The sequence below is a fragment of the Halomonas sp. M20 genome (genome assembly GCF_020622265.1).
Classification (GTDB): domain Bacteria; phylum Pseudomonadota; class Gammaproteobacteria; order Pseudomonadales; family Halomonadaceae; genus Modicisalibacter.
Genome location: NZ_JACNMQ010000004.1, coordinates 107,091 through 131,359, shown reverse-complemented (window position 1 = coordinate 131,359; position 24,269 = coordinate 107,091). Strand labels below are relative to the sequence as shown.

Annotated in this window: 20 protein-coding genes, 4 tRNA genes and 2 riboswitches; of the genes, 16 read left to right on the top strand and 8 right to left on the bottom strand. The window is 57.8% G+C overall.

Features of this window, described 5'->3' with window-relative positions; all coding sequences use genetic code 11:
* Positions 1-6: 6 nt before the first annotated feature.
* From H7850_RS11885 to H7850_RS11870, 4 genes are all read left to right on the top strand, one after another.
* On the top strand, positions 7-1,032 hold the full coding sequence (locus H7850_RS11885; RefSeq protein WP_227369752.1) for a GlxA family transcriptional regulator: 1,026 nt from the start codon (positions 7-9) through the stop codon (positions 1,030-1,032).
* 47 nt (positions 1,033-1,079) lie between these two features.
* A complete protein-coding gene (locus H7850_RS18325) occupies positions 1,080-1,421 on the top strand; it encodes a DUF1428 family protein (RefSeq protein ID WP_413614157.1) in 342 nt (113 codons plus the stop codon).
* 201 nt (positions 1,422-1,622) lie between these two features.
* Positions 1,623-2,777: an efflux RND transporter periplasmic adaptor subunit gene (locus H7850_RS11875; protein WP_227369750.1), complete on the top strand. Its 1,155-nt coding sequence runs from the start codon at positions 1,623-1,625 to the stop codon at positions 2,775-2,777.
* 11 nt (positions 2,778-2,788) lie between these two features.
* Positions 2,789-5,902: an efflux RND transporter permease subunit gene (locus tag H7850_RS11870; RefSeq protein ID WP_227369749.1), complete on the top strand. Its 3,114-nt coding sequence runs from the start codon at positions 2,789-2,791 to the stop codon at positions 5,900-5,902.
* 92 nt (positions 5,903-5,994) lie between these two features.
* On the opposite strand, the gene H7850_RS11865 is transcribed toward H7850_RS11870, so the two are convergent.
* The 5 genes from H7850_RS11865 to msrB all read right to left on the bottom strand — a co-directional run bounded on the left by H7850_RS11865 (position 5,995) and on the right by msrB (position 11,623).
* Entirely contained in the window at positions 5,995-7,605 is a 1,611-nt protein-coding gene (locus tag H7850_RS11865; RefSeq protein ID WP_227369748.1) for a BCCT family transporter, read from the bottom strand.
* A gap of 193 nt (positions 7,606-7,798) precedes the next feature.
* Positions 7,799-8,701: a protease HtpX gene (gene htpX, locus H7850_RS11860; protein WP_227369747.1), complete on the bottom strand. Its 903-nt coding sequence runs from the start codon at positions 8,699-8,701 to the stop codon at positions 7,799-7,801.
* Positions 8,702-8,816: 115 nt separating this feature from the next.
* Entirely contained in the window at positions 8,817-10,079 is a 1,263-nt protein-coding gene (locus H7850_RS11855; RefSeq protein WP_227369746.1) for a pyridoxal phosphate-dependent aminotransferase, read from the bottom strand.
* A 97-nt stretch (positions 10,080-10,176) separates the two neighbouring features.
* Positions 10,177-11,115 (bottom strand): ribosome biogenesis GTPase YlqF, encoded by a 939-nt coding sequence (gene ylqF, locus H7850_RS11850; protein WP_227369745.1) that lies wholly within the window; start codon positions 11,113-11,115, stop codon positions 10,177-10,179.
* Positions 11,116-11,221: 106 nt separating this feature from the next.
* The gene (gene msrB, locus H7850_RS11845; protein ID WP_227369744.1) at positions 11,222-11,623 is read right to left on the bottom strand and encodes a peptide-methionine (R)-S-oxide reductase MsrB; all 402 of its coding nucleotides are present in this window, start codon (positions 11,621-11,623) and stop codon (positions 11,222-11,224) included.
* Between the two features lie 147 nt (positions 11,624-11,770).
* Here msrB and H7850_RS11840 point away from each other — a divergent pair.
* The 5 genes from H7850_RS11840 to H7850_RS11820 all read left to right on the top strand — a co-directional run bounded on the left by H7850_RS11840 (position 11,771) and on the right by H7850_RS11820 (position 14,415).
* Positions 11,771-11,846 (top strand) — tRNA-Glu (locus H7850_RS11840).
* A 37-nt stretch (positions 11,847-11,883) separates the two neighbouring features.
* Positions 11,884-11,958, top strand: a tRNA-Gly gene (locus H7850_RS11835).
* Positions 11,959-11,982: 24 nt separating this feature from the next.
* Positions 11,983-12,058: transfer RNA gene (locus H7850_RS11830), tRNA-Glu, on the top strand.
* Positions 12,059-12,205: 147 nt separating this feature from the next.
* A riboswitch (TPP riboswitch) is annotated at positions 12,206-12,299 on the top strand.
* A 35-nt stretch (positions 12,300-12,334) separates the two neighbouring features.
* Positions 12,335-13,111: a 3-oxoacyl-ACP reductase gene (locus H7850_RS11825; RefSeq protein WP_227369743.1), complete on the top strand. Its 777-nt coding sequence runs from the start codon at positions 12,335-12,337 to the stop codon at positions 13,109-13,111.
* Positions 13,111-14,415, top strand: coding sequence for an LLM class flavin-dependent oxidoreductase (locus H7850_RS11820; protein ID WP_227369742.1), 1,305 nt, complete (start codon positions 13,111-13,113; stop codon positions 14,413-14,415). The genes H7850_RS11825 and H7850_RS11820 overlap by 1 nt, the downstream gene beginning before the upstream one ends.
* Here the strand turns inward: H7850_RS11820 and H7850_RS11815 are convergent.
* A complete protein-coding gene (locus tag H7850_RS11815; protein WP_227369741.1) occupies positions 14,412-15,854 on the bottom strand; it encodes a sodium:solute symporter family protein in 1,443 nt (480 codons plus the stop codon). The two genes, H7850_RS11820 and H7850_RS11815, sit on opposite strands and share 4 nt — an antisense overlap.
* An 81-nt stretch (positions 15,855-15,935) precedes the next feature.
* Positions 15,936-16,057: riboswitch (TPP riboswitch) on the bottom strand.
* Between the two features lie 62 nt (positions 16,058-16,119).
* Positions 16,120-16,680 (bottom strand): Yip1 family protein, encoded by a 561-nt coding sequence (locus H7850_RS11810; protein WP_227369740.1) that lies wholly within the window; start codon positions 16,678-16,680, stop codon positions 16,120-16,122.
* 77 nt (positions 16,681-16,757) lie between these two features.
* Here H7850_RS11810 and H7850_RS11805 point away from each other — a divergent pair, with 77 nt between their 5' ends.
* From H7850_RS11805 to H7850_RS11775, 7 genes are all read left to right on the top strand, one after another.
* Positions 16,758-17,195: a MarR family winged helix-turn-helix transcriptional regulator gene (locus H7850_RS11805; RefSeq protein ID WP_227369739.1), complete on the top strand. Its 438-nt coding sequence runs from the start codon at positions 16,758-16,760 to the stop codon at positions 17,193-17,195.
* Positions 17,196-17,259: 64 nt separating this feature from the next.
* Positions 17,260-18,222 carry an ABC transporter ATP-binding protein gene (locus tag H7850_RS11800; protein WP_227369738.1) on the top strand — a complete coding sequence of 321 codons (963 nt, stop codon included), beginning with the start codon at positions 17,260-17,262 and terminating at the stop codon, positions 18,220-18,222.
* Positions 18,219-18,992, top strand: a complete 774-nt coding sequence (locus H7850_RS11795; RefSeq protein WP_227369737.1) for an ABC transporter permease — start codon at positions 18,219-18,221, stop codon at positions 18,990-18,992. The genes H7850_RS11800 and H7850_RS11795 overlap by 4 nt, the downstream gene beginning before the upstream one ends.
* Positions 18,989-19,807 (top strand): NADPH-dependent 7-cyano-7-deazaguanine reductase QueF, encoded by an 819-nt coding sequence (gene queF / locus H7850_RS11790; RefSeq protein WP_227369736.1) that lies wholly within the window; start codon positions 18,989-18,991, stop codon positions 19,805-19,807. Before H7850_RS11795 ends, queF begins: the two co-directional genes overlap by 4 nt.
* A 77-nt stretch (positions 19,808-19,884) precedes the next feature.
* Positions 19,885-20,445, top strand: a complete 561-nt coding sequence (locus tag H7850_RS11785; RefSeq protein WP_227369735.1) for a nitroreductase family protein — start codon at positions 19,885-19,887, stop codon at positions 20,443-20,445.
* Between the two features lie 2 nt (positions 20,446-20,447).
* Positions 20,448-20,954 carry a YiiD C-terminal domain-containing protein gene (locus tag H7850_RS11780; protein ID WP_227369734.1) on the top strand — a complete coding sequence of 169 codons (507 nt, stop codon included), beginning with the start codon at positions 20,448-20,450 and terminating at the stop codon, positions 20,952-20,954.
* A 112-nt stretch (positions 20,955-21,066) separates the two neighbouring features.
* Positions 21,067-21,154 (top strand) — tRNA-Ser (locus H7850_RS11775).
* A 779-nt stretch (positions 21,155-21,933) separates the two neighbouring features.
* On the opposite strand, the gene H7850_RS11770 is transcribed toward H7850_RS11775, so the two are convergent.
* The gene (locus H7850_RS11770) at positions 21,934-24,156 is read right to left on the bottom strand and encodes a hypothetical protein (RefSeq protein ID WP_227369733.1); all 2,223 of its coding nucleotides are present in this window, start codon (positions 24,154-24,156) and stop codon (positions 21,934-21,936) included.
* Positions 24,157-24,269: the final 113 nt, after the last annotated feature.

The window sequence follows — 24,269 nt, the reverse complement described above, 5'->3', positions numbered from 1 at the left end:
CCCGCGATGATCCCCGAACTCGCAACGCCAAGATCCGGGCCCTTTCGCGTCAGCCTCGTCGCGATTCCCGATGCGGTGGTCTCGACGCTGAGCGGCATCTACGACGTGATGAACGCCTTCGACATGATGGCGTCCGATGGACCTGCGCCCTTTCGCATCGAGATCGTCGGCGAAGTGACCGGGCCGCTTGGTCTGGCCAGTGGGGTACCGATCGAGGTCCAGCGGCCTATCGACGATATCGCGGCGACCGATATCGTCATCGTGCCTTCGATCCTGCTGCAGCTAGATGGTTGGCAGCGAGGTCGTTACCCACGGCTGGTCGAGTGGCTGTCTGCCATGCACCGAGACGGCGCGGTACTCTGCTCTGCCTGCTCGGGCCTGTTCCTGCTCGCCGAAACGGGGCTCTTCAATGGCAGGGACGCGACGGTCCATTACGGTTATGCCCGTGAATTCGCGGCGACCTATCCCACCATTCCCATTCACCCTGAGCGAGTGCTGGTGATCACCGGCCGACGCGAGGAGCTGATCAGTTCCGGCGCTTCGATGACCTGGCACGACTTGGTTCTTTATCTGATCGCTCGTTACACCGGCGCGGCGGCGGCCCAGGCCATCGCCCGATTCTTCGCCTTGCAATGGCACCAGGACGGTCTCGCTCCCTATATCGTCTTTGAGGGTCGGGACGATCACGGCGACAGCGAGATTCTCAGGGCACAGCGCTGGCTAAGAGACCATTTCTCGGTCGCCTGCCCCGTCGAGGAGATGATCAAGCGCTCACACCTAGCCGAACGCACCTTCAAGCGCCGCTTCACCCTCGCTACCGGCCTGGCACCGCTCGCCTATGTGCAACGACTTAGGATCGAAGAGGCCAAACGGCGGTTAGAACGCGCCCAGGACCCAATCGACGAGATCGGCTGGCGAGTCGGCTACGAGGACCCGGCTTTCTTCAGGCGTCTGTTCAAGCGCACTACAGGCCTGACCCCCGGCGCGTACCGGCGCCACTTCCGGGTGCCGGATTTCGCATCCCCTCGGTGAGCGACGGTTCGGTACGTGGCGCTCACCGCACGAGAAATAGTATCGCGATGTCGAAAATGTCTCTTGCCATTCGTCTACCGAGTACGAGGCTGGAACCTGCACCTACGTGGCTCCACCGCGGAGCTATTCTGGTACCACGACCTGGAACCCATCGAAAAAAGAGCGGAATAACGACTTACATCGACGGACTCGTAGTTGGCTGTCCGGAAGACAAGCGGCAGGCGTTTATTGCTCATGCCAACAAAGCCGGTCATGTGTTCCTGAATCTGGGCGCCCCCCGTATTCTTGGATGCTGGGGCGATGACGTGCCCGATGGCAAGACGATCGATTTCCTTTGGGCGGTACAGATGCGGCAAGGTGGAGCGGGGCTTTTTTCTTGGATCGAATAACCGAAGAAGGCGACACGTGATGCTGCCATGACGCGCTTCGACGAGCTGATTCTATGGAGGGTTCACGTCGGTCATCGAGCTTTTTCGAGCCACGGCACAGCCTTGGCTGAACTATACTCCAGATATTTGAACGCTCATTGATGCCGTAAGCACCGCGCATCGGCGTCTACTTTGCAGGCCATCGCTGGTGGACAGTGGCCCTTGGGGTCCTTGGATGAAGCCTTCATGCTGAAAAAGCTGTTCTTTGCCGCTATTGGCGTGGCTATCGTGGTCGGTGCCATCGTCTATACCAAGTTCGGTCAGTTCGGGACAATGGGCGAGGCTTCCAGGAACATGGTGCAACCCCCCGAGACCGTCACCGCCATGACCCTTGATAAGGGAGCCTGGGAGCAGACCATCGCCGCCACCGCCACCGTGACGGCCGTTCAGGGTGTGACGGTAAGCGCTGAAGTTGGTGGTCGCGTGGTACGGATCGCCTTCGAGTCCGGCGCGGTCGTCGAGAAGGGCAACATGTTGGTGAAGCTCGATACTGCCAGCGAGGATGCTCAACTCGCCTCGGCCGAGGCAGCTGCCGCGTTGGCCAAGGCCGACTTCGAGCGTGTACGCCAACTGGGCGAGCGTGATCTGGCCTCCAAGGACGCGGTCGATCGCGCCAAAGCCCAGTTCAAAGAGACGGTTGCCCAGGTCGGCAACATACGCGCGCTGACCGCTAAGAAGGCGGTGCGCGCTCCGTTTGCTGGCCGCCTGGGACTGCGACTAATCAATCTCGGCCAGATTCTGCGTGAGGGAGATCCGATCGTATCACTGCAGACACTCGACCCGATCTATGTCGACTTTTCGGTCCCGCAACAACAGGTCCTGCGTTTGAATCCGGGCATGGCAATGCGTGTGACCACGGATGCGGCACCGAAGGACATCTTTTCCGGCGAGGTCATTGCGGTGAATCCGGAAGTCGACCCCGTGACACGCAACGTGCGAGTGCGTGCACTGGTTGTTAATCCCGAGGAGAAGCTGCGCCCAGGCATGTTCGCTCATGTCGAGGTGGTGCTGCCTGACAGGCAAACAGTGTTGCCGATCGTCGAGACCGCGGTGCTTTACGCACCTTACGGCGACTCGGTGTTCGTGATCGAAAAACACCAGGATGAGAAGCTCGGGAAAAGTGAACAACGGCTGCGTCAGCAGTTCGTCCGACTGGGACGAGCGCGCGGTGATTTCGTCGATGTGGTCGATGGTCTTGAGGCGGGGGAGGTCGTAGTGACCAGCGGCGTGTTCAAACTGCGTAGCGGTATGAAGGTGGTCGTCGACAATACGCTGGCGCCCAAGGCCGAGCTCGACCCGCGCCCGCCGGAATCCTGAGGCGCAGCGCCATGCAAAACTTCACCGACATCTTCATCCGCCGCCCAGTGCTGGCGATAGTGGTCAACCTCATCATCCTCATCGCCGGCTTCAATGCCTGGAATTCGCTGAGTGTGCGCCAGTATCCGTTGAGTGAAAACGCTTCGGTGCAGATCTCGACAGTGTACGTTGGCGCCAGTGCGGAACTGGTGCGCGGGTTCATCACCACGCCGCTGGAGCGCGCCATCGCGGCGGCCGAAGGCATCGATTATGTCGAGTCGAAGAGCCTGCAGGGTATCTCGATCATCACCGCGCGGCTCAAGCTCAACTACGATTCGACCAAGGCGTTGGCCGATATTTCGTCGAAAGTCGATCAGGTGCGTAACGACCTGCCCGTGGAGGCTCAGGTGCCGACGATCAGTGTGCAATCGGCGGACTCGGAGTTTGCCGCGGCCTATCTGAGTTTTTCGTCCGATATCCTGTCCCAGGAGCAGATCACCGATTACCTGACCCGCGTGGTGCAGCCGCGGCTGTCAGCTGTCACCGGGGTACAACGCATCGAGATATTCGGTGCGCGCACTTTCGCCATGCGCATCTGGCTCAAGCCCGAGCGCATGGCGGCGCTGCACGTCAGCCCCTCCCAGGTGCGCGAGGCGCTGGCAGCCAACAATTATCTTGCCGCCATCGGCAGCACCAGGGGCGCGCTGGTGCAGACCCAGCTCGTGGCAAACACTGATCTACGCAGCGTCGAGGATTTTCGTCGCCTGGTCGTCTACCAGAAAGACGACACCATCGTACGCCTGCAGGACATCGCCGATGTGGAACTGGGCGCCGAGGACTACGACACCCTGGTGCGCTACTCCGGACAGACTGCGGTGTTCGCCGGTGTCTTTCCGCAGCCCAATGCGAACATCATCGAGGTGATCGATGACATGCGTGCCGAGCTGGGCCGGCTTGAACGTGACATGCCCGCGGGTCTGGAGGCGAGCATTGGCTATGACGCCTCGGAGTATGTCAGTAACGCCATCGACGAGGTGACAGGCACACTCACCGACACCCTGCTGATCGTGATCGCCGTGATCTTTCTGTTCCTTGGGTCGGTGCGCTCGGTGCTGGTACCAGTAATGGCGATCCCGGTATCGCTGGTCGGCGGCATTTTCCTGATGCAGCTGTTCGGCTTCACCCTCAACTTGCTGACGTTACTGGCCATCGTGCTCTCGGTCGGCCTGGTGGTCGACGATGCCATCGTGGTGGTCGAAAACGTCGAGCGGCATCTGCGCGAGGGCCGCACGCCACGTGACGCCGCTATGCTCGGTGCGCGGGAGCTCATTGCACCGATCATCGCCATGACTGTCACGTTGGTTGCGGTGTATATCCCTATCGGCCTGCAGGGCGGCTTGACCGGTGCGCTGTTCCGCGAGTTCGCCTTCACTTTGGCGGGCGCGGTAGCGATTTCCGGCGTGGTCGCGCTGACGCTTTCGCCTACCATGGCCGCGACGCTGCTACGCAGTGCCAAGGATGAAGAGCGCGGCTTGACCGGCTGGCTGAATCATCGTTTCGATTACTTGCGCGAGGCCTATGGTCACGCGCTCGGCGCTACGCTCAGGGCCCGACCTGCGGTCTATCTAGTGTGGATTCTGGTGAGTCTGTGCACCATCCCCATGTTCATGTTTTCCCCTAAGGAGCTGGCGCCCACCGAAGACCAGAGTGTGCTGTTCGGCATCATCAATACGGCCGCCAACGCGACCACCGACCAGAACGCGGTCTACGCCAAGGCAGCCGAACAGGTCATGCTTGACGTTCCGGAGTCCGCATTGACCTTTCAGCTGCTGTTTCCTCCTTCGATCGGCGCGACGATTGGCGCGGATGGCTTCAGTGGCGTGGTAGTGAAGCCCTGGGCTGAGCGCACCCGGACGGTGACCGAGATCCTGCCGGAGGTACAGACTGAGGTGTCGAAGATACCGGGGCTACAGATGTTCATGACCACACCGCCGGCGCTACCTGGCGGCAGTAACTTTCCGGTGGAGTTTCTTATCACCTCCACCGCCGACGCGGAGCGCCTATTCGAGCTTGCCCAGGAGCTGCAGGAAAGAGCGATGCAGAGCGGGCTTTTTTTCTTCCCCCCAGACATCGATATGAAGCTCGATCAGCCTCAGGCGACAGTGGTGTTTGACCGCGATAAGGTGGCGGCGCTGGAATTGCGTCTGTCTCAGGTCGGCGCCGATCTTGCCGTAGCCACCGGCGGCGACTTCATCAACCGTTTCAATATGGATGATCGCAGCTATAAGGTGATCCCGTTGATCCAGCGCAATGATCGCCTCAATAGCGAACAGCTGCGTAATATTCACGTCATTGGCCCGGATGGCCAGATGGTGCCGCTGTCCACGTTTGCCCATATCGAGCACTCGGTCGTGGCCCGCTCGCTCAATCGCTTTCAGCAGCTCAACGCGGTAAAGCTCTCGGGTGTGAGTGCCCGCACCCTGGACGAGGCCCTTGGCTTTCTCGAAGACACCGCTCGCGAGATTCTGCCACCGGGCTACAGCTTCGATTATACCGGCGAGTCGCGCCAGCTACGCACCGAAGGCAATAAGTTCCTGCCGGCGTTCTCTCTCGCTGTACTGATGATCTTTCTGGTGCTGGCTGTTCAGTTCAATTCGTTCCGCGACCCCTTCGTGATCCTGGCCGGCTCGGTACCGTTGGCGATGTTCGGCGCACTGATCTTTACCGTGCTGAAGATGCCCGACCCCAACATGCCATACTGGACCAGCGGCTGGACCACGACGATGAACATCTATGCCCAGGTCGGTATGGTCACCCTGGTCGGATTGATCGCCAAGAACGGCATCCTCATCGTCGAATTCGCCAATAAGTTACAGCAACAGGGCGCCAGTAAGCTCGACGCCGTACACGAGGCGGCGATGATCCGGCTGCGGCCGGTGTTGATGACCAGTGTCGCGACCATTGCCGGCCATTTCCCGCTGGTATTGGTAACCGGCGCCGGTGCCGCAGCGCGAAACTCCATCGGCTTGGTGCTGGTCGGCGGCATGGCAATCGGCACGCTGTTCACTCTGTTCGTGGTGCCATCCCTTTATGTGCTGATGGCGCAGGGCCGGCATGCGAAAGAGTCGGTACCCGCCCAAATATGACCATTCGCCAATAACACGGCGACGATTAAGCCCAAGGCGGAAACGAGCATGGCTGCCGAGTACCTTGGGCTAGGAGTAAGAGCGCTAGCGATCTACAAATCCTCCGTCCTTGGCGGCTCTCCTACTGTTACCTTACTGATATGCTCGCTGGTCAAACCGCGGTACAACGCGATCATCATGACGAATGCCAGAATGAAGATTGGCAAGCCAATGACGGTGATCACCTGCTGCAGGGCGAGCAAGCCGGTTTCGCCGGCGAGCACGATCAGCATTGCCGCCAGCACCCCTTCGGAAATCCCCCAGAACAGGCGTTGATGCACCGGGCCGGGTTCTGGCGTGCCGGTACATAGCATGTCGACTACCAAAGAGGCCGAATCCGAGGAGGTGGCAAAGAATATCGCCACGATGACCACCGCGAGCCCTTTGATGATGGTGGCGAAGGGGAAATGCTCGAAGAAGGCGAACATCGCCAGGGGCACGCTGTCCGCCACCGCTGCGGAGAGTGCGCCGGCCTGATCGCCAAGCGCGGCACGGGCCTCCGCGCCGATGCCGTCGATCTCCATGGCCGACCAGCCGAAGATCGAGAACCAGATCAGCGTGAAGATAGAAGGCGCAAAGAGAACGCCGAGAACGAACTCGCGAATGGTGCGACCCCGGGAGATGCGAGCGACGAAGATGCCGATGAAGGGCGACCATGTGACGGTCCAGGCCCAGTAGAAGACGGTCCAGTTGCCTTGCCAGCCCCAGCCGCCTTCCTCGTGGGTGTACTGGGCCAAGGTATCGTTCCAGAAGGCCATGGGTACGATGTTGTAGATATAAAGACCGAGGGTCTCGATGGTGGCCCGCAGTAGAAACACCGTGGACCCGGTAAACAGCACGAAAAACATCAGGCCAACCGCCATGCCGATGTTGATGTTGGATAGCAGCTTTACGCCGGAATCCAGCCCTGCAACGATGGAGCCTACGGCGACGGTGGTCAGGACGGCAATGATGATGACCTTGGGCATGACCGCATTGGGAATGTCGAACAGTTCACTCAAGCCGGCATTGATCTGCTGGGTGCCCAGCCCAACGGACACGGCGACGCCGAACAGGGTGCCGAGAACGGCAAAGACGTCCAATGTTTTTCCTAGCGGCCCGTAGATGCGATCGCCGATCAGTGGATAGAACACCGAGCTATAGCGCATGGGTAGATCGTAGCGATAGATGAAATAGGCGAAGGCCAGTCCTGGCAGGGTGAAGATTGCCCAGGTGTGCAGGCCGAGATGGTAGATCGCAAAGCCGATGGCATCGTCCGCGGCTGCCACGGTAAAGGGTTCTACGTCCGGGTGGGGCGGGTTGGAGAAGTGGGAAATCGGCTCCGCCACGCCCCAGAACATCAAGACGGTGCCGATACCCCCGGCAAAGAGCATGGTAAACCAGGAAATATTGCCGTAGTCCGGCTTCGCGTCGTTGCCTCCCAGGCGAATCATGCCATAGCGACTTATTGCCACCCAGAGTAGAAAAATTACCCAGGAAGTGACGCCAAAGATGAAAAACCAACCGAGGTTGGTGACGATCCAAGTGCGTCCGGCCCCAAAGGCTTGCTCGATGGTGTCGGGGATCAGAAGCAAGGTGACAAGAAACACCACCATGATCGCTGCCGAGACGAAGAAAATGACGGGGTCGGTCTGTAGTCGGAGTTTCCGAGCAAGCTTTTCCATCTATAAATTTCCTTTTGCTTATTATCTTATCTTTCTAGTAGTAACCGTAGAAGTAGATGCATAAAAGGTCGAATGGCATTGCAGCATTGAACACATGTCCGGGATCGTGTTTCGGTTATTTTGCGCCGTGTGTTTTTATTTTTTACAAAAAAAACTCCGGCACGAAGGCCGGAGCTGAGTGGCTAGAGTGTGCTTACTCCCGGTAAGCGGACTCCTTCAGCGCACGAATGCGCTCATCCAGCGGCGGATGGCTGGCGAACAGCTTCTCCATGATCTTGCGGGTCTGGCCGGTCGTGATGGCAAAGGCGGTCAGAGTCTCCGGCATTTGATCCGGCATCTCGCTTTCGGTCTTGAGCCGGGCGAGGGCGTTGATCATCGCGCCGCTGCCGGCAAACTTGGCACCGGCGGCGTCGGCGCGATACTCACGAAAGCGTGAGAACCAGGCAACGATCACCGAGGCGATCAGGCCAAAGACGATCTCGGCAACGATGACCACCGCAAAATAGCCCATGAAACCCAATCCGCCGCCGCTATCATCTCGGCGCAGGAAGCTATCCAGCAGTTGTGCAACGACCCGTGCGAAGAACATGACGAAGGTATTGAGCACGCCCTGGATCAGCGCCAGGGTCACCATGTCGCCATTGGCGACGTGGCCGATCTCATGAGCCAGAACGGCCCGTGTTTCTTCCGGGCGCATACGGTTGAGCAAGCCGGCGGAGACTGCGACCAAAGCATCGTTCTTGTTCCAACCGGTAGCGAAAGCGTTGGATTGCTGGGCCGGGAAGATACCGACTTCGGGCATCTTGATGCCGGCCTGCTGGGCCAGTTCGCCAACGGTATCGAGTAGCCACTTCTCCGTCTCATTGCTTGGTGTACCAATCACCTGAGTGCCAGTGCTCTTCTTGGCCATCCATTTGGAGATGAAGAGCGATACCAGGGAGCCCGCCATGCCGAATACAAAACAGAATATCAGCAGACTGTTCATGTTCAGTCCGTTGGCGTTCAGGTAGGGCTCTACGCCAAGCAGGCGCAGGGTGACACTGGCCACCAACACCACTGCAAGGTTGGTGGCCAGAAACAGAATGATGCGCATCATGGATTGTTGCCCTCGTTTATCAATAATTAGGTCGTGTAAAACATGACATTTTTTTCGTTATTAGGCTGTTTAGATGCGTCCTGCCGGTTCGAGTTTCAAGTATTGGCCGATGAACTCATTGACGATAGCGGGAAAGAAAGCGCGCGAAACGATCCAGCGCATCCTCGAGCTGATCCGCCCAAGGCAGGGTGACGATGCGCACATGATCCGGGCTCGGCCAGTTGAAGGCGGTACCTTGCACCAGCAGGATTTTCTCCTGCAATAGCAGGTCGAGCACCAGCTTTTCGTCGTCTTGAATGTTAAACACCTTGGGATCAAGCCTCGGAAAGGCGTATAGCGCCCCTTTGGCCTTGACACAGGACACCCCGGGAATGGCGTTGAGCTTTTCATGGGTGATGTCCCGTTGGGCGCGTAGACGGCCCCCGGGCAGGATCAAATCGTTGATGGACTGATAACCCCCAAGAGCTGTCTGGATGGCGTGCTGGGCCGGTACATTTGCACATAATCGCATGGAAGCCAGCATGTTGACTCCTTGGATGAAGTCCTGGGCCTGATGCTTGGCAGCGTTGCCCGAGAAGATCATCCAGCCGGAGCGAAAGCCGGCACAGCGGTAGCTCTTCGATAAACCATTGAGGGTAACCACCAGCTGATCTTCGTCCGCCAGTGCGCCGGTGGAAACGTGCTCCACGTCGTCATAGAGAATCTTGTCGTAGATCTCATCGGAAAACACCACCAGGTGATGCTCCCGGGCGATTGCCAGGAGTTCCTTGACCACCTCCGGCGGGTAGACGGCACCGGTGGGGTTGTTGGGGTTGATCAATACCAGGGCGCGAGTATGGCTGGTGACTTTGTCGCGAATATCGGCAATATCCGGCGCCCAGTCCGCCTGCTCATCGCATAGATAATGCACCGCGCGGCCGCCGGAGAGATTGGCAGCAGCGGTCCAGAGCGGGTAGTCCGGCGCCGGAATCAAGACTTCGTCGCCGTCGTTGAGCAGGGCCTGCATAGCCATCACGATCAGCTCCGAGACACCGTTGCCAACGTAGATATCCTCGACGGTGACCCCGGGAATACTCTTGCGCTGGCACTCCTGCATGATCGCTTTGCGCGCCGAGTAGAGGCCCTTGGAATCGCAATAGCCCTGTGCCGTCGACAAATTGCGCATCACATCCTGAAGAATCTCTTCCGGCGCTTCGAAGCCGAACGGCGCAGGGTTGCCGATGTTCAGCTTGAGAATGCGCTGACCCTCATCTTCGAGCTGCTTGGCATGTTCGAGTACCGGGCCGCGAATGTCGTAGCAGACGTTTTCGAGCTTGTGGGATTTTCTGAGAGGCGGATGCGTAGGAGGTGCGGGGCTGAGAGAGTCTTGAATGGACATGAGGGTTCCGTTGACGACGTGTACGTATGAGCAAGGCACGCTCAGCATACGCGATACGACGGTGCCGCCAAAGCCTCAATAGGCCGTGAGTGCGAGCCTATTCCGCCACCATGTCTTCCGGCGCGGATGCAGGAATATCTTCAGGGGTTTCCAGGGTCAGGCGCCCCAGCTTGCCGTCGCGCAGTTCGTGCAGTAGTACCTCGGCGCCGCGATGCAGATCGACTTCGCCGCCGGGACGCAGCCCGCCGCGCTTGCTGGCGATCTCCTTGACGATGGCCTGTCCATCGAAGCCCGCTAATGCCAGCAGATCAGGGTTGAGCGGGCCGTCGGCATCGACGTCGCGGGTCTGTGAAACAGGAACGTAAACCGGTAACTCGTTGAGCTTGAAGCGCGCAGTCAGCTCATCCGGGTAGCGTTTGGCAAGCTCCGCAGCGGTGATCATCGCCACATCGAGATAGTCGATGGCGGTGTCGCGAATCGCGCCGCTCGCCGCCAGGCGGTAGGCGCTGGCCTGATTCTCGATCTTCGGCCACAGCACGCCAGGGGTATCGGTCAGGGCAATGCGGCCTTCTATACGAATCTTCTGCTGACGCTTGGTGACCGCGGGTTCATTGCCGGTCTTGGCGATCTTGCGGCCCGCCAGGCCATTGATCAGGGTCGATTTACCCACGTTGGGTATGCCCATGACCATGACCCGCACATCCCGATCCGCACGCACCCTGCCGGCCAGTTCATGGCACAGTTTGGGAATGCGCTTGAGTTCCCGGGCGTTGGTGGTGGTGACCGCCAGGGCGCGAGTGGCTTCCTGGGCGTCGAAGTGAGCGACCCATTGCTCGGTACGCGCAGGATCGGCCAGATCCGCCCTGGATAGAATCTTCAATACCGGCTTGTGCTCGGTGAGTTCGGCGAGCATGGGATTGGCGCTGGAGTAGGGCAGGCGGGCATCAAGCACCTCAAGCACCACATCGATTTCCGGCAGCGCCTCCTTGATTTGGCGGCGCGCCTTGTTCATGTGTCCTGGGTACCAGCCGAGCATCGTCGAACCCTTCTACTGCCTGCGAAATGGGCGCCATTCTAGCAGACTGACGCCCGAACTCGATTGCCGATTTTACCTATCTATTCGTCAGAACTATTCATCGGAGCTATTCGCCAGGATGAAAGTCCAGGGAGACGGAGTTGATGCAGTAGCGCAGCCCGGTAGTCTCTTTAGGGCCATCCGGAAAGACATGACCCAGGTGAGCATCGCAGCGCGAACACACCACCTCGATGCGGCGCATGGCATGCGAGTCGTCGTAATGTTCGTCTACCGCAGCCTCGGCCAAGGGGCGATCGAAACTCGGCCAGCCGCAGCCCGCTTCGAACTTGCGCTCGTTCTCGAATAGCGCCGCACCACAGCACACGCAGTGATAGATGCCATGTTCGTCACCTATCTGATGATCGCCGCTGAAAGGGGGCTCGGTGCCTTTCTCGCGAGTCACGTGATACTGCTCCGGGGTGAGTTGTTCACGCCACTGCTCATCGCTCTTTTGAATCTTGTTGCTCATGGAAGCTCCAATTTCCTGTTTGCCTGCATGCCATGAGACAACGAGAAGCGGGTAACTTTCCACTCTCATTTTTTGCAGTCGCGGATGCTTGACACCCATCACAGGGCTAATTAATATACGCGCCACCTCGACGAGGCAAGGCACTGCGTCCCATTCGTCTAGTGGTCCAGGACACCGCCCTTTCACGGCGGTAACAGGGGTTCGAACCCCCTATGGGACGCCACTTCCTTCTCGCAGGTGTTTGAAAAGCTGGAGTCAATGCGGGAATAGCTCAGTGGTAGAGCATCGCCTTGCCAAGGCGAGGGTCGCGAGTTCGAATCTCGTTTCCCGCTCCAAATATCCAACTTTCCTACCGTTACGTCCCATTCGTCTAGTGGTCCAGGACACCGCCCTTTCACGGCGGTAACAGGGGTTCGAACCCCCTATGGGACGCCACTTTTATCCCTCCAGTTTCCTTTTCTTGCGTCTATGCAGCAAACGCATGACTTGCCGCGTTCTTCGTTGCCTTTCAGCGTCATGGTTTTCCTCGAGCATTCCTGAAAGGTCGCGGCTGTTCTGGTTCGTGACAATGCGCTATGGTGTGGGTTCGACACGGGGTGCGGTCGTTGCCGCTGAGACAATACCCGTTGAACCTGATCCAGTTAATGCTGGCGAAGGGATGTCAGCTGGCTCCATGGCGGCACCCTTTTATTGCCGCGAGGAGCCTTTTTCATGTCCAATTTCTCTCCTGCAATCGATACTCAGATCGTTCTGATCACCGGTGGCGCCCGCGGGCTTGGCGCGCATCTGTCGCGTGCATTTCTTGGCCAGGGTGCGCGAGTAGTGATCAACTATCTGAACAGCGGCGAGGCTGCAAACGCGCTGGCCAGTGAAGCCCCTGAGCGTGCCCTGGCGGTTCAGGCGGATGTAACCGATCCAGAAGCAGTCAAGACGCTTTTCGATAGCGCCCACAGCCACTTCGGCGCGCCAATCACCACCGTGGTGAACAATGCGCTGCCGAGTTTCTCCTTCAATGGCGAGGCTAGACCCCAGGCGGATAGCCTCAGCTGGGCGCAGATGAGCCAGCAGCTCGAAGGCGTGAATCGCGGTGCGCTGAATACCGTTCAAGCAGCACTGCCCGGCATGCGGGAACAGGGCGGTGGGCGCATCCTCAATATCGGCACCAATCTGTTTCAGAACCCGGTCGTGCCTTATCACGATTATACCGCCGGCAAGGCGGCGCTGCTGTCCTTGACCCGCACGTTGTCCCAGGATCTGGGTCCGGACAACATCACCGTGAACATGATCTCCGGCGGACTTTTGCGTACCACGGATGCCTCCAGCGCCACGCCGGAATCGGTGTTCGATCTCATCGCGCAAAATACCCCGCTGCGTCGCGTCACCACGCCAGAAGAGTTCGCCGATGCGGCGCTGTTCTTCGCCTCGCCCTGGGCGCGAGCCGTTACCGGCCAGAATCTGATCGTGGACGGCGGACTGGTGAAGGGCTGATGAAAAAGCGCGACGAGACCGAAAAACTGCACATCAACCTGTTCATCATGGGCTGCGGCCATCATCGGGCGGCCTGGCGGCACCCGGATTCCGCAGCGGAGCGGCTGACGGATATCGCCTATTACGAATCCCTCGCCCAGATCGCCGAGCGAGGCAAGCTGGACGCGGTGTTCTTCGCCGATGGCATGAGTGCCGGCAGCGTGGAGGATGGCTTTCACTGGCATCTCGAACCGCTGACGGCACTTTCTGCCATGAGTCGGGCGACCCAGCACATTGGTCTGATCAGTACCATTTCGAGCACCTTCTATACGCCGTTTCATGCCGCACGGCTGGTAGGATCGCTGGATCATATTTCCGGCGGCCGCGTGGGCTGGAACGTGGTGACCTCGATGTTCGACGTTGAGGCGCGCAATCATAACTACGTTTCCATGCCTTCTCACGCCGAGCGCTACGCCCGAGCCGAGGAGTTCGTGCAGGCGGTGCTGGCGCTCTGGGATAGCTGGGCGGACGACGCCATCGAGCGCGACCGCAAAGGACGCTATGCCGATCCGGGCAAGGTGCGCAAGATCCATCACCAGGGCGAGCACTTTCTCGTCGATGGGCCGCTGAATCTCTCGCGTCCGCCCCAGGGACATCCGGTATTGATACAGGCTGGCGCCTCGGAGCAGGGGCGCGATCTCGCCGCCCGCTATGCAGAAGCCATTTACGCCGTCGCCTACGATCTACCCACCGCCCAGGACTACTACCGGGACATCAAGGCTCGGGTGAAAGCAGCGGGGCGCAGTGCTCCGGTGCCCATCCTGCCCGGTCTCGTCACCTATGTGGGTTCCACTATGGAAGAGGCCAAGGCCAAGCAGCGCGCCCTGGATGAGTGCCTGCCGGTGGCGGCGTCACTGCGCCAATTGGGGCTGTTCATCGAACAGGACTGCAGCGGTTGGGAACTGGACGCGCCGGTGCCGGAACTGCCGCCGCTTGCCGAGTTCACCGGCCCTCAGGGGCGTTACTCCACGATCTTGCGCATCATCGAAACCGAGCAGCCGACGCTTCGGGAGCTTTTAGGTCGGCTGGCCGCAGGGGGCGGCCACTGCACCATGATCGGCACGCCGGAAAGCATCGCCGACGAGATGGAACGCTGGTTCGGGGAAGGGGGCGCGGATGGTTTCAACCTGATGCCGCCGTCGCTGCCTTCCGGCATCGAGGATTTCGTCGAACATGTCATCCCGGAACTACAGCGCCGCGGCCTGTTCCGGGAAGCGTACGACACCACCACGCTGCGAGGGCATTTCGGGCTCGAGCGCCCTTAACCCTCAAAGCGCCGCACGCCGGACTTCAAGATCGCGAAATCAAATCGCTCCTTGGCTGGCAGGAGGACGAGCATGGCCAAGGCCACGATCACCGGCACGAAAGTGGCGAGCAGGAAGGACTCCATCAGGGTGTTCAGGGCATCGCCTGGCGCGGGGAACATGAAGAGCCCTGCAACCAGGCCACCAGCGGTTGCCAGCACCGCAGCGCGACCATTGAAGCGGCGATTGAACAGCCCGAAGAAGACCGGGAACGCCGCCGCGCAGCAGAACAGATCCGCCAGCAGGAACAAGTAGAGCACGCTGTAGCCTTGAGCCGCCACGAAGATGACGGGAACCGCGATTGCCAGCATCAGCCAACGGGACAGGCGCATCAGATGAGCGTCGCTGGCACGGGGCATCAGCCGCCCGCCGTCCACGGCGATCATGCTGGACACCGCGCTGATGCTGGTGTCCGCGCTGCTCATCACCAGAGCAAGTCCCAGAAAGATCAGGCCGATGGCGAACCAGCCTGGCGCGTTATCGAGCAGTACGCTGAACAGGGCTACGGAGCCGTCTCCGGGCAACCCCAAACCAACAAAGGCTAGACCGAACAGCCCCATCATGAAGATCATCGGCGTGCTCAAGAGCCCACCAAGAAAGAAGCCCAATCGCACAGCCCGGTTATTCCGCGCGGCATATACCCGCTGCCAGTTGCCCTGATAGAAAAGCCCAGTCAAGAGCACTGCCAGAAAGAAGGTGATACCAGCCTTTAGCCCTCCCAGATCGGCGATGTTCAGAAGTTGCGGCGCATTGGTTGCAAGCCCTTCGAGGGTGGGTGTGATGCCGCCGGCGGCCTGCCAGCCGAAGACGATGAGTACAAACAGCAGCGGCAGGATCACGATCATCTGCACCTTGTCGGTGAAGATCGAGGCGCGCAGTCCGCCGTAGAGGGTATAAAGCAGGGTAGCGCTCATCACGATCACGCTGGTGGCCCATAGCGGCACCGGTGCGACCAGCTCCACCATCATGGCGATGGCGGTGATGCCGGCAGCCAGGGAAATGAACAGATAAAACAGCATGATGAGCAGGGTGAAAGCGTACATGGGACGGCCGTAGCGACTCATCACGAACTCGGTCAGCGAGTGTCCTTCGGGAGAAAACTCGCGTAGGCGTCGGCCTAGCGGAATCATCACCAAGCGCGGGGCCAGCGAGCCTAGCGCATAGCCGGTGATCGCTGCCAAGCCGCCCCAGGTAGCGGCCTGGGCCGGGCCGAATAGAATCCAGGTGCCCAGGGTGGACGCCATCAGGGTCAGTACCGTGGCAGTGGCACTCTGACTGTTGCGGGCGATGATGAAGTCTTCGAGGCTTTCGTGATGGCGCCTGGCGTAGAGCATGCCGGGCAGGGCGAACAGTGTCGCAAAGGCGATGAGCCACCAGAGCGCATGAGCAGTCGTTAGCATTACTCTCTCCATTACGTGAAAATGTCCGGCAGGATGCCGAACGCCGTGATGAAGGCGTAATCGCGTTGGGGTAGAAGCGTGACAGAGAGGCACTTCCTTCCCTTCGCCGGCATGATCCGGATCAGGTTCGAAGGGTTACCGCTGCCATGTTCATACGTCTGACAGCGGAATCTCAGTCCGCTTGGACTCCCCCAGGAATGCTCGCAAGCGTAGAACGATGGCTTATATGGGTCAAGTGATGGGTGAAAGAGTGGTTCACTTTGCTTCAATAAGCCCAAGCGACCGCGATCAGCAATCCCCAGGCCAATACGCTTGCAGACATGATCGTATAAGCTGCCGACATGGTTTCCATCTCGTCTTGTTCGCGTGCCAGGCCTTTCAATCCGTGGTAGACGAGGCTGCAGGAAACACCTAGTGCGATTAGCGCAACGATGATATTGAACGCCAGGCTAGGCACCCAGAGCGCCAACGCCGACAGCCACATCGGAATAGGTGCAAGGGCCGCCAGCATATAGGCATCGTGAATGCTAAGAGCGTTCTTGCTGGTATTGGCGATCTCGTAGATTAGCCAGCCCATTACCGCGAAGGTCAACAGCTCCGCCAGAAAGAAGATGGTCGTGATGAAGCGCCACTGTTTATCGGCGAATCCTGACATGAATGCATCACCATAATGAGTGCCAGCGTAGTAGAGCATGAGGGGTGGAATGAGAGACATCGGCAGCACAATGCACAGTACCAGCAATTGTACCGATGGTTGGCGCCGGGAAAGCTCTTTCCAGCCCTGGGTAGAGGAGAAGGGTAGCTGCATTAGAGATATCGGCGTCATGATACACCTCGATCGAAATTAAATATCATATTATGATATTTCTAGTTTGGCTTAAGCTGAGTGTCAAGGAGAGAAGGATGGAATCGCCAGAATCCACGTCCCGCATATCACTGGCTAAAACCGATTTTGAGCGCCTCTCGCATTTTCGCTATCGCCTGCGTTGTTTCCTGCGGCAGAGTGAGGATATGTGCCGCGCTAGTGGACTGACCCCGCTGCAGTATCAGCTTCTGTTGCACTTGCGGGGGTTTACAGGCCGAGAATGGGCGACAGTGGGCGAATTGGCGGAGCGTCTTCAGGCCAAACACCATGGTACCGTTGCGCTGATCGACCGCTGCGAAGAAGCTGGGTTAGTGGAGCGACGCCCTGGGCAAGGGGATCGCCGCCGCATAGAAGTTCATCTATTGGAAGAAGGGGCCCGGCTCGCGGAGCGAATTGCCAAGCAGCATCAACCTGAATTGCATTTACTCCAGGATGAATTCCAGCTGGCGGGGTGGCTGAACCAGAAGCCAACTTGAATTTCATCAATATGCCCTGATGTTAACAGACTCATTATTCACTAATTTGCGACAAGGATTGCCCATGGCCGAACCGGCACTGTCTATTCGTGGGCTGACCAAAGTCTACGATAATGGTTTCACTGCCCTGAAAGGCATCGATCTGGATGTTCCCCAAGGGGATTTCTTTGCCTTGCTGGGCCCCAACGGGGCGGGTAAATCCACCACCTTGGGGGTGGTATGTTCTCTGGTGCAGAAAACTGCCGGCAAGGTGTCGATCTACGGTACCGATATCGATAAAGATTTTGCCAAGGCCAAGTACAACCTGGGCGTGGTGCCTCAAGAGTTCAATTTCTCCCAGTTCGAGAAGGTCGAGGACATCATTCATGCCCAAGCGGGCTACTACGGCATGCCGCTGCGAGAGGCCAAGCCGCGCTGCAATCAGCTGCTGAAGGATCTGGGCCTGTGGGACAAGCGCAACGGTCCGGCGCGTATGCTCTCCGGCGGCATGAAGCGCCGTTTGATGATTGCCCGCGCCTTGATTCATCGTCCGCGTTTGCTGATTTTGGATGAGCCTACCGCTGGAGTGGACATCGAGCTGCGTCGCAGCATGTGGGAGTACATGAAGCGTATCAACCAGGAAGAAGACACCACCATCATCCTGACCACCCACTATCTCGAGGAAGCCGAGAGTCTGTGCCGTAACATTGCCATCATCAACAATGGCGAGATCGTCAAGAACACCACGGTGCGCAGTCTGCTGACCGAACTCGACACGGAAACCTTCATTCTCGATCTGGCTGCACCGGTGGAAAAGCCGCCACGAATCGATGGTTTCGAGGTGGAACAAACCGAGGGCTCTCAGCTGACCCTGGCGGTCAAGAAAGGTCAGCGGCTTAATGACGCCTTCGAGCAGTTCTCCGCTCAAGGTATCAACGTGGTCTCGATGCGCAACCGCGCCAACCGGCTCGAGGAGATGTTCGTCTCCATGGTGGAGGGCGACAATGCCAAGTCCCGGGAACCGGCAAAGGCGGAGGTGCAATCGTGAATGCACGTCAGATTCTGGTTTCCCTGTGGACTCTGGTGTTCAAGGAGATTCGCCGTTTTACGCGCATCTGGCCGCAAACATTGCTGCCGCCGTCCATCACCATGACCATGTATTTCATCATTTTCGGCAACCTGATCGGTTCGCGTATCGGCGAGATGGATGGCATCAGCTACATGGCCTACATCGTGCCGGGGCTGATCATGATGTCGGTGATCACCAATAGCTACTCCAATGTCGCCTCGTCGTTTTTCTCCAACAAATTCCAGCGCAGCGTCGAGGAATTCATGGTCTCACCCATGCCCGATTGGGTGATCCTGTCCGGCTTCGTGTTGGGTGGCATGGCCCGCGGATTGGGTGTAGGGCTGATCGTCACCGTCGTTGCCTCCTTCTTCACCGACGTGACGATTCATCATCCCCTGGTGACCTTGAGCGTGGTACTCATGACCTCGGCGGTGTTTGCCATCGGCGGTTTCATCAACGCCTTGATGGCAAACAAGTTCGATGACATTTCCATCGTGCCGATCTTCGTGCTGACGCCGCTGACTTATCTGGGTGGAGTGTTCTACTCCATCGACATGTTACCGGAGTTTTGGCAAGGCGTTTCCATGGCCAACCCGATCCTGTATATGGTCAATGTGTTTCGCTACGGCATTCTCGGCGTCTCCGATATTCCCGTGGGCGGGGCGCTGGTCGCCGTTGCCGCCTTCATAGTCGGGTTCTTCCTGCTCGCCCTGTGGATGCTCAAGCGTGGCAAGGGGATTCGTTCATGAATCTGCAAGATGCACCACTAGGACACGCGAGCGAGTATCCGCAACGCTACGACCCGGCGCTGTTGTTTGCCATTCCCCGGGCCGCCAACCGCGCGCCCCTAGGCATCGATGCGGCGAATCTGCCTTTCGAGGGCGAAGATGAATGGCATGCCTTCGAGCTTTCCTGGCTCGATCCGAAGGGCAAGCCAATCGTCGCCGTGGCGCGTTTTCGCCTGCCGGCAAGCTCACCGAATTTGATCGAGTCGAAATCCTGGAAGCTCTACCTCAACGGCTTCAACCAGTGCCACTTTGCCAGCCGTAATGCGGTACGCCAGATTCTTGTTCGCGATCTATCCTCGGCCGCTGGCGCAGAGGTTCAGGTCACGCTGCTGCACGTCGATGATGAGGCGCTGATGCCGCGTCGTTTGCCCGGGGAGTGTATCGACGATCTCGAGGTGGAGATTCAGGACTACGTGCCCAATCCTGAACTATTGATCGCAAGTGACGAGATAGTCGAAGAGGCGCTGTACTCGCACCTGCTCAAGTCCAACTGCCCGGTCACCGGCCAGCCGGACTGGGGCAGCGTGCTGATCCGCTATCGCGGCCCCAGAATTGACCGTGAAAGTCTGCTCAAGTATCTGGTCTCATATCGTCAGCATCAGGATTTTCACGAGCACTGCGTCGAGCATATTTTCACCGACTTTATGGCGCGGGTACGCCCGGAGAAACTGCTGGTACTTGCGCGCTATGTCCGCCGGGGTGGGCTGGATATCAGCCCCTGGCGAGCCACGCCGGGGGAGGGTCCGCCGGAGCCATTACGGCTGGCACGGCAGTGATGGCCTGGGTTAGAGTTCTTTTTAAACGCTGAGAAACGTTCTCGTCCAACTATTCCGTTCATTATCAGGAGAGCTGCATGGACGCAATGACGCTGCTGCAAGAGCGCAACTCGATGGGCAAACTGACAGGCCCAGTGCCAGATCGCGAACAGCTTGACGTGCTTTACCGGGCTGCGCTGAGGGCGCCGGATCACAAGCAGCTTACCCCTTGGCGCTTCATCGAATTTTCCGGTGAAGGCCTTGAGCGCCTGGGGGATCTCTTTGCCGAGGCAGAGCGGCGTGAAGAGCCGGATATACCCGAGAAGAAGCTCGAAGGTGCGCGCAAGAAGCCCCTGCGTGCACCCATGATTATCGCCGTGATCGCCAAGGTCGTACCGGACCTGCCCAAGGTGCCGCCCATCGAGCAGGTGCTTTCCGCCGGCTGCGCCGCTCATGGCATTCTGCTGGCAGCCCAAGCGCAAGGACTCGGCGCCATGTGGCGCACCGGCCACTTCGCCTTCAACCTGACGGTGCGGGAAGGCCTGGGACTCGATGAGCATGACGAGATCGTCGCCTTTCTCTATCTTGGTCAGCCCGGCGGCCGCGACAAGCGCATCCCCGAGCGCGACCCGGCTGATTTCGTCGAGCGCTGGACCTGAACATGGCTCGTGAGATCGGCGTGCCGCATCCGCGTTTATCGCTGCCTGCAAAAGGGCAGGGTGATGATTTGGTCACCTTTCAGCGCTGGCTTGGTGACGCCATTCCCATGGTGACCCATCTTGGTATAACCGACATGGCCTGGCAGGGCGACACGCTTGTCTGGCATCTGCAGCTTGCGCCCAATCTCAATGACAAGGGTACCGGCTTCGGTGGCTCCCTGGCAGCCCAGACAACCCTGATCGGCTGGTGCTGGACGACGCTATGGCTGCGCACACATGGGCGCGTTCAGAACGTGGTAGTGGCTACCGCCAGTCAGCGCTTTGTCGCCCCGGTGACAACCGACTACCGGCTTGAATGTGTACCAAAGGTCGCTGATGGGCTTGAGCAGCTTCGTGAACGCCTGGACACCAAGGGTAAAGGGCGCATCGCCTTGATTCAGCGGCTTTATGCTGGTGATACATTATGCCTTGAAGCCGAAGGCGACTACGCGGTTCTTCCCGAGTCCTGATTGGCTCGAATCCGACTTGAGTGCGAAAAAGTGGCTTGCAATCGAGGGCTTAGCTCGCTACCATTTGCGCCGTTCTCGAGGAGCGGCAAACGCTTTGAAAGATCAAAAATGCGGAGGGGTGTCCGAGTGGTCGAAGGAGCACGCCTGGAAAGTGTGTAAGTCGAAAGGCTTCGAGGGTTCGAATCCCTCCCCCTCCGCCAATTAGTTATACAATTCAATCAATTGCAAGCGTTTTTGCTACCCACCCAACATCCTTCCTAGCAAAACGAATGTGGTTAAATTTTCCTCACGTAGCTGTGTCCAGCAGGTTTCAATTAGATAGAAAAATTCAGCGATTGCTAAGCCTTTTCCGCTGCCTTCTCGTTTGCTGTCAACATAATAAGAGTTACATAGCCAGTTGTTCACCCGATGTTCTGTTTGAAAAAAACGACCTACATTCAATGCTCGATACAGGCCAACATTACCATGGCGCCGTAGCAGCTATTGGCTGGCTTGCCGTAACGCTGACAGAGACAATGTTTTTTCTTTAGCCAACTGATAGATTCTCTGCGACATTGCGCTGACAGTACTTCGGCCGATTGAGTTGCTGAGGTAGGCCACGCCATAGACGGCAGTGCATGGTGCGCAAGGCAATGCTTAGGCACATGCCATGGTTCTTGAGCCTTACCGATGCGCAATACGAAATTGGTCAATAGAGAACCCCCTACAACCATTTCAGGCCGCATAGCTCGCTGGACTATTTGCCACCCGTGGCGTATGCCGAGCAATGTGCATACAAGACGCGGATTCTCACATTGATGGCGAACTAAGCTAAGGGAAAGGCCAAGGAGGCCAATAAGCTTGGTCAGCTTGATGACGGCACTACAGTACAGCGTAAAACGCCCGTAGACCTCTTGCCAGGCAACTGACACTGTTCCTGCCCTTCGGGGGCGGGAATTTCTTCCCATCATGCTCCTGTAAACTGGCCCCGCCCTTATGCTTAGTACCGGTGATGATAGAATCTCAACATGTTTTGCTCCACGACTCGGCGGGCAGGATTAGCGCAGTCCAGGTGGCGAACCACTTTTTCAAGACTATTAAGTTCGGAACGATCGACCTTGATCGTATCGACCTTTTTGAAGGGGGCGCGAAAGCCAACCGGCACAGGGAACGCCTCTCTCGTGCTGGTCGGCGCCGAGGAGCCCCTGTAGTGACCGTAGCCGTTTCGGTATTCCTTCCAATGCGTTGTGGTCCATACAACCTGCTCTGTCCCTTCGCCACACGACCCATGAATATTCATCCTCAAGATCGCGTAGGCGGTGATTAAGCGCGCATACCGAGTTTGATATAGAGCGCCAGCGCCTAACGCCATCCCAGCATTGCCTAAGAGAGACTGAAGGGGCGCGAGGGCCGCTTCCGCATCCGCTTCGAGCTGCCTCTCAAGGCCCAGCCAGTCGGCGGAGGCGAACATCTGCATCTTGTCGCCCATGAGATTGCCCGCCAAGTAGACCAGCTTGGGCGGCGGTTCAGCTCCCGGACGCACGCGGCGGATCTCGGCTCGAAAGTAGTAGTCGTTGTCGAGTTTGCTCAGCTTAGATGCGGGATCAAACAGCGTCAGCTGCGCGATATTGTCTGGCTGGAGATCCCCGAGAAGCTGCAGCATCTCGCTGATCTCGACATACATGGATCCACCGCGCGCGACGTTATCGATTATTTGACCTGCGCGAGTCCGTTTATCAGTCAAGCGAAATTCGTGGCCAAGATCCGTCGAGGCGAGCCCCAAGTACCAGCGGGGAGGGTCCATGTGGGTTGGCTTCCGACAGACAAAGGTGAAAGCCGAGTAGTCGAGGGGCGTATCAGGCGACCAAGTGGGGTCAGGAAGCTTACTCTCATCGCACTCGCTGGTCTCTGGAATCCGAGGCATTATGGTCTTTCTGAGCTTCGCCATCTTCGTGGCGCGCTTCTCGGCGCGACGTTTCTCGGAGACGGCCAGTTCGGCCGCGTAGGCTGCTGTAGCGGCACGCTCCTTTGCCAGCCGTGCTTCTCTTCGCTCGGCGTCTCTCTTGACTTTTTTCTCCGCGTAGGACGTGAGAAGATCCTGTGGAGCATACTCCATCGACCAAAGCCGGCATTCGCTCGAGTGGCGCATCATACTTCCACTCCGACAAAGGTATAACGGGATATCCGCCCGTCCCTTGAACTTCAGAACTCCTTCCACGGTCATGTTCTCGTTCCACCCGGCAGATCTCAGGTGGACCTCTTCGCCGCTGCGGTGACGGATGAAGAGTTTGACGGACGAAGGACAGGGGCCATTTAAGCGTATTCCGATCCATCTACTTTTTCTCTCCTTCAAACTATACGAGCAGCCGAGACCGTGAATTGTGAGGCGCCGCTCCTCCAGTTTCCGTGCTAAAATAGCCGGGTATATCTCTTTGTCCAAGGGATTTTGAACCTCACCTTCGTAGACAATATCGTAGATTTCCTGTTTTGGTACCTCGACTTTTTTAATCATCTTCTCTTCGGCCTTCCGGGCCTCTCTACTTGCGTACTGACTGAATGATTTCAAATTGGCGCGGACCTCACCGTAATCCCATAGATTGGAAGCATACGATTTCGCAAGCAAACCGGACTTTCCCATTCTTGTCTTAACGGTTACAGTCAAATATACACCTAGACAATGTTTGGACGCCTCCGGTGGAGTCGAACTTATTTTGGGGTCGACTCTACTTAAGCTGTCTAGGCAAAGACGCTCATAAGCTTCACCATGTGGTTGCTTGGGATTAGATTCTCTAGCCCAAATGAATCTACCCTCTACCGTACTAATTGGGCCGTACTGCGGCATACCATATCTTCCGAACAAAGGTTCCGTGAGTTGATCAACCGGCTTTAACTTGGAATTACGTCCAGACATAAAGCCTATGCCTATCACGCGAGACTCCGCAGGAGATGAAGTATAATAAAATGAAATTTTCCTATCTTCATCATTCGCTGCCGCCCATTCTTCACGGTGAGTGAATTCTATATCAGTGTTTTCAAGTTTACGGCGCTCGTCATACTTCAGGTAGAACTCAAGCTCGGCCATCGACTTTTTGACCTCCGCGGGTGACATTCCAAGCGTAAGACCCAAAATATCTAGGTCGCTCTCAACTTCAGAAGTTTGCGCATATACTGAGCTACAACTAAATAATAATATAATGATCAACGCAAGTATTCGATATGTCATTTTATTGTCCTTTTTGTTATGTGTTGAATATCAAAAATCACTCATAGTGTGAGCTGACCTATATCTTAAGTAACCTAGTATTACCCTTATAGCCATTCAAGTTATTTGTTGGT